The sequence below is a fragment of the Actinomycetota bacterium genome, assembly GCA_028698215.1.
Classification (GTDB): Bacteria; Actinomycetota; Humimicrobiia; order Humimicrobiales; family Humimicrobiaceae; genus Halolacustris.
Window position 1 is genome coordinate 1 of record JAQVDY010000052.1, and the last position, 4923, is coordinate 4923.

Here is a 4923-nt window from a genome sequence, read left to right on the forward strand (position 1 = left end):
CTTTATGGGTTTAATATTACTATCTGCTCAGCTTCAGTCTGTACGGGATAGGACTCCATTATGGGCCCGGTAAAAACTGCCTGCACCTGCAATCCTGTTTTTAGTTCATCTGCTTCTACCTGTATGGCCTCGCCGCTTTGCTGGCTTAGGACAATGGTGCTGCCGGTAACCGTAACCCAAGCCTTATCATAGCCGGTATCTGCCTGCACCTTGCCTTCTATCAGCACTGCCTTATTTTCTCCCCTGTCCTCTATGCTGGTTATCTGTCCCCTTATATCAGGATTGGCAATGATACACGCCTGGCTGCAGCCAGGTGCTAGGCAACATATACATAAAAGAATTAATATGGCTAACCACTTTTTCATAGCTTTCCGCTTTCCTTGTTTATACTAAATTATAGCAAGAGCACCGGTTATTAAAAAATGTTTTGCTATACTTTTTTTATTTTTATATAGTAACAGTTCATAATATAATAAGTTAATATTGTTACTTAGAAATGGAGAGGACTGATGCAGCCAGAATCAACCATAAAATTTGCAGAAAGAATACTAAAAGTGGAAGAAAGCCCTACCTTTGCCTTGGAAAAGAAAGCTGACCAGCTGGATGTCCAGCTAAAAAAAGAAGGCAAATCAATTATAAGATTTGGCATCGGCCAGCCAGATTTTGACACCCCCCTCAACATAAAAGAAGCAGGTAAAGCCGCTATAGATGATAATAAAACCAGGTACACTGCCAGTACCGGGATCAAGGAGCTGAAGCAGGCAGTAGCTGAAAAATTTAAAAAGGAAAACAACCTGGACTACGATATTGAAAATATCCTAATCGGAAATGGGGCCAAACATATCCTGGATGATATCATGAGGGTAATGCTGGATCCCGGGGATAAGGTAATAATACCCCGGCCTTACTGGGTAAGCTACAGCCAGCAGGTAATCTTGTCCGAGGGAATGCCCCTTTTGGTAGACTTCAACCAGGATTTAAAAATTAATTTGGAGAGCCTGAAAAATATCATCGATTCCAACCAACGGATAAAACTGTTTATACTAAACAGCCCCAATAATCCCACCGGGGCGGTTAATAGCCGGCAGGAGCTGGAAGAGATTGGCAAACTGTGTCTGGAAAATCAAATTATTATCATCTCTGATGAGGTATATGAAAAATTCTTGTATGGAAATACCCGGCACTACAGCTTGGCCTCTTTCAGCCCTGAACTGAAAGCAGCTACCATTACTTTAAACGCTGTGTCAAAGACCTATGCCATGACCGGATGGAGAATTGGGTATTGTGCAGCGGATAAAGAAATTATTGCCCAGATGACCAAGGTGCATGACCAGTCAACTTCAAATCCCTGCAGCATAGCCCAATGGGCCGCCATGGAAGCCTTACAGGGTGACCAGGATTCTGTTCAGCAGATGAAGGATGAATATGAAAAGAGGCGGGATTACATTTACCAGCGGCTTACTGCCATGGAAGGGATAAATTGTTCCCTGCCCGAAGGAGCTTTTTATATCTTTCCTGATGTATCCCCTCTTTATGGAAAAGATATAAAAAATTCTTTTGATTTTGCCCACCAGCTCCTGGAAAAAGCCTCGGTAGCAGTGGTACCGGGAGGAGCTTTTGGGGCTGATGATTATATCCGTATAAGCTATGCCACGGCATTGGATAAAATAGAAGAAGGCATGGATCGCATGGAAGTTTTTTGCCGGGAATTGATCTAAATTGATAACTGTAAAAATAGCAGGACCCAGCCAGGCACAGATTATAGTAGATTTTATACGCCGGTTGGCAGAATATGAAAAAAAACTGGATAAAGTAACCGTAACCAAAAAGGATATCCAACACTATATGTTTGAGCATAAGCTGGCAGAAGCAGCCATCGCCTATTGGAACCAAAAAGAGGTGGGCCTGGCTGTATTCTATCCCTGTTTCTCCACTTTCTCTGCCCGGCCCGGCTTGTACCTGGAAGATCTTTTTGTCCTGCCTGAATACAGAAACCGCCATGTGGGTAAAGCCTTGATGTCCTTCCTGGCCCAACAGGCAGTAAACAGGGGGTGCAGCCACCTGAAGTTCAGCGTACTTCACTGGAATAAAAAAGCCATAGGCTTCTACCAGGGTTTAGGGGCAGTCATAGAGGATGAGTGGCTGCATTACAACATACAGGGAGACCAGCTCCACCAGCTGGCCCGGGATTAACTGCCCTGGCTAATATAATCATAAAATCCCTTTATCCATAGCATACCTGCAGCGGCTCCGGGATCTTCTATTTCTGCTGCCCTCTGCTTATGGTACATGGCCTTGCCATGGGAAGGGCTCATATTTTTAGTAGATTCCAAGCCTTCCTTTGATTTCTGGTAAGCTTCAAAAAAAGCTTGCTTTAATCCTTCCCTTTTTTGGGCAGACTGTTTAAGGGATTGGGCTGCCGGATACAGGGAGTCAATAATGGTCCTGTCTCCCGGCTTGCTTTTCCCCCTATCCATTATGCCCTGTACGAAGGAATCCATCATATCTGCTAAAACAGGCAGGTCTGCCTGGTTTTTACCCATAGCTGATTTGCCAGCCCTCATCAGCCCGGTACCCATCAAGGTACCCATGGTCCCTGGAGAGGTGGAAGTTATGGCCATGGCAGCTTTTAGCAACAGCTGGCCTATATCTTCTTCCTGCAATCCCTTTAGTGTATCGGCAATATGGTTAAAACCCTTTTTCATGGTTATACCCAGGTCCCCGTCTCCCATCTCGGAATCCAGTTTAAATAAATATTGCTCATTTTCCAGCATCAGGTCCCTGACAGTTATTAGTATACTTTTTATATCCTCTGCGCTTAGTTTATCCATTTCCTGCTCTCTTTACCTATTTGATTTAAAATTGTTTGAAAAACGGCGTTTCTGCCGGAGCTGCCAGCAGCTCTTTTAGCTGCTGATCCAAGGGCAGCAAAGTTATAGACATGCCGGCCATTTCCAGGGAAGTGGCAAATTCATCTATATAAGGATTAAATACGGTTATGTTTTTATCTTTTAAAATAGAAAAAACCTTCCGGTACACCACATACAACTCTTCCCGGGGAGTAGCCCCTAAACCGTTTACCAAAACTGAAACCTGGTGACCTGAATTTAAATTCAAATCATCTAATATTGCCTCCATCATACTTTCGGTTATCTTATCTGCTGATTTTAGCTTATCCTTGCCCATTCCTGCTTCCCCGTGTATGCCTATGCCTATTTCCATTTGGCCTTCCTCCATCTGGAAAGTGGGTTTGCCTGCTTCCGGGATAATACAGGGGGATAATCCTACCCCCATGGTTCTCACTTTGGAGTTAACTTTTTGGGCCAGGTCCTTAACCTCTTTTAGGGTTGCTCCTTTCTGGGCATAAGCGGAAGCTATCTTATAAACAAAGAATAGCCCCGCTACTCCCCTCCTTTTTTCTTCCTGTCCCCGGGGAGCCGAAGCTACATCGTCAGTAACGATTACCTGTTCCACCGCTATGTCTTCCATTTCTGCCATTTCCCGGGCCATATCAAAATTCATCCTGTCCCCGCTGTAGTTTCCATAAACATAGAGGACACCGGCACCGGTATTAATATCACGGGTAATTTCCAGGATTTGGTTGGCGCTGGGAGAGGCAAATATGTCCCCCACTGCGCACCCATCCAACATACCCTCCCCTACATATCCTAAAAACAAGGGCAGGTGTCCTGATCCGCCTCCTGTAACCAAACCCACCTTATTGGCTTTCCTGGGCCTGGCATCTACTATACATCTGAGATCATCATTTAAACATTTTAATTGCTGGGGATAAGCAGCTAGTATTCCCTCCAACATCTGGTCCACAAATTTTTCAGGCTCATTTATGATTTTTTTCAATTTTCCTCCCTGGATAGTTAATATTCCTCTATTTTACAATTATTAACTTCGGTTCTCAACTTAACCCCGGCCGGCAGTTTTGAAACTTTTAAGCCCTAAACATTGAATAATAGAGGAGGTAATTATAAAATGGTAAAAAACAATACGGATTAAGAGTATGCATTATTTAAACATTAAAACCAGGAAATCTTCGTTTCTAATTGTAGCAGTAACCTATATCCTGGCTTTCCTGGCAGCAGTACTGGTATTTAGGCTTTTCCAATATTTACCCATGCTCTATTCTACTTTACTGGCTGATATAGCCGCCACCCTGGTAGTATGGGCCATAGGGATAATGTTTAAAAACTCCAGCCTTTATGATCCCTACTGGAGCGTAGCCCCCATAGCCATTATTGTATTCTGGCTATGGTCATCTCCTGCTGCTATTAATGCCGTACATCTGCTGTTTTTAGCAGCTATAATGATTTGGGGCATCAGGCTTACATTAAATTGGGCCTTTCGCTGGAAAGGACTGCACCATCAGGACTGGCGTTATACCCAGTTAAGGAAAAATGCACCCCAATGGTGGTTCTTTACTAACCTGTTTGGCATAAACCTAATGCCTACTTTGGTAGTATACCTGGCCTTGATACCTGCCTATTACGGCCTGCAGCATCATGGTCCGGTAACCATTATCACCAAGGCAGGTTACCTGTTATGCCTGGCTGCAGTATTGGTTCAAGCTACCTCTGACCGGCAAATGGACCTGTTTAAATTATCAGGCAAAGCCCCATCAGCCCATATAGACCGGGGACTGTGGAGGTATTCCAGACATCCCAATTATTTTGGCGAAGTCGCTTTCTGGTGGGGAATATGGTTAATGCAGGCTGGTACCCTTTATTTTCAATGGCCTACCCTGGCTGGACCGTTAGCGATGGCTATGCTGTTTATGTTTATCAGTATTCCCTTGATGGAAAAACATATTTTAAAAGCTAAACCCAATTATGCCCATTACCAGAAACAGGTGTCCATGATTATACCCTGGCCCCGATTTAGCCCACCCGAGCAGCAAAGCCAGGAAGGATA

6 protein-coding genes are annotated in these 4923 nt (G+C 44.1%); 3 read left to right on the forward strand and 3 right to left on the reverse strand.

Going from position 1 to position 4923, the window contains the following annotated elements:
- Window positions 1-2: 2 nt before the first annotated feature.
- Entirely contained in the window at window positions 3-365 is a 363-nt protein-coding gene (locus tag PHN32_08990; GenBank protein ID MDD3777722.1) for a hypothetical protein, read from the reverse strand.
- A 144-nt stretch (window positions 366-509) separates the two neighbouring features.
- Here PHN32_08990 and PHN32_08995 point away from each other — a divergent pair, with 144 nt between their 5' ends.
- Both PHN32_08995 and PHN32_09000 read left to right on the forward strand, forming a co-directional pair.
- The gene (locus PHN32_08995) at window positions 510-1718 is read left to right on the forward strand and encodes a pyridoxal phosphate-dependent aminotransferase (GenBank protein ID MDD3777723.1); all 1209 of its coding nucleotides are present in this window, start codon (window positions 510-512) and stop codon (window positions 1716-1718) included.
- Between the two features lies 1 nt (window position 1719).
- Window positions 1720-2193 carry a GNAT family N-acetyltransferase gene (locus PHN32_09000; GenBank protein MDD3777724.1) on the forward strand — a complete coding sequence of 158 codons (474 nt, stop codon included), beginning with the start codon at window positions 1720-1722 and terminating at the stop codon, window positions 2191-2193.
- On the opposite strand, the gene dhaL is transcribed toward PHN32_09000, so the two are convergent.
- Together dhaL and PHN32_09010 are read right to left on the reverse strand one after the other, a co-directional pair.
- The gene (gene dhaL / locus PHN32_09005) at window positions 2190-2831 is read right to left on the reverse strand and encodes a dihydroxyacetone kinase subunit DhaL (GenBank protein ID MDD3777725.1); all 642 of its coding nucleotides are present in this window, start codon (window positions 2829-2831) and stop codon (window positions 2190-2192) included. The genes PHN32_09000 and dhaL overlap by 4 nt on opposite strands.
- Window positions 2832-2856: 25 nt before the next feature.
- Window positions 2857-3858: a dihydroxyacetone kinase subunit DhaK gene (locus PHN32_09010; protein ID MDD3777726.1), complete on the reverse strand. Its 1002-nt coding sequence runs from the start codon at window positions 3856-3858 to the stop codon at window positions 2857-2859.
- A 157-nt stretch (window positions 3859-4015) separates the two neighbouring features.
- Here PHN32_09010 and PHN32_09015 point away from each other — a divergent pair.
- A partial coding sequence (locus PHN32_09015; protein ID MDD3777727.1) for a DUF1295 domain-containing protein occupies window positions 4016-4923 on the forward strand: 908 nt, incomplete at its 3' end.

What these genes read in the sequence shown, in the direction of transcription:
- dhaL (MDD3777725.1), bottom strand. Translation starts at nt 2,831, where the DNA reads ATGGATAAACTAAGCGCAGAGGATATAAAAAGTATACTAATAACTGTC.
- PHN32_08995 (MDD3777723.1), top strand. Translation starts at nt 510, where the DNA reads ATGCAGCCAGAATCAACCATAAAATTTGCAGAAAGAATACTAAAAGTG.
- PHN32_08990 (MDD3777722.1), bottom strand. Translation starts at nt 365, where the DNA reads ATGAAAAAGTGGTTAGCCATATTAATTCTTTTATGTATATGTTGCCTA.